The organism is Mesorhizobium sp. M0030 (genome assembly GCF_040323695.1).
Classification (GTDB): domain Bacteria; phylum Pseudomonadota; class Alphaproteobacteria; order Rhizobiales; family Rhizobiaceae; genus Mesorhizobium.
In genome coordinates, this window is sequence record NZ_JAMYVE010000050.1 from 1 (window position 1) to 568 (window position 568).

Sequence of the window (568 nt, forward strand, 5' to 3'; positions counted from 1 at the left end):
ACGGCAAGCTGACGCTCAACGCCGACGGCTCCTACTCCTATGTTCGCGATGCCGGCACGCAGGGCGGCGTCAGCGATGTCTTCACCTACACCATCAAGGACGGCGACGGCGACACCTCGCACACCACGCTGACCATCGCCATCGGCGATTCAACCCCGACCGACGCCATTCCGGCTGCCGGCGGCGCCACCACCACCGTCTATGAAGCCAGCCTGCCGGCACGCGCCGGCGAACCGGCCGGCTCCAACGAGCCTGCAACCACCGAGACCACTTCGGGCACCATCGGCTTCACCTCGCCCGACGGCCTGACCACCGTCTCGCTGGGTGGCCATGTGCTGACCGGCTCGGCCCAGACTTTTGCCGACGGCACCACAGGATCGCTGACGGCCAGCTATGTCTACAATGCAACCACCGGCATCGGCACCATCAGCTACGCCTATACGCTGATCGACAACACGCTGACCGATCCGTCGAGCACCAGCTTCGCGGTCGTCGTCACCGACGCCGACGGCGACAGCGCTCCAGCCGGCAATCTCGTCATCACCATCGTCGACGACGTGCCGACCGC

Annotated in this window: 1 protein-coding gene; it reads left to right on the forward strand. The window is 66.4% G+C overall.

Annotated features, from left to right (window positions below):
• Positions 1-568: Ig-like domain-containing protein (locus NKJ80_RS31420; RefSeq protein ID WP_352498963.1), on the forward strand; the 568-nt coding region annotated here is incomplete at both ends.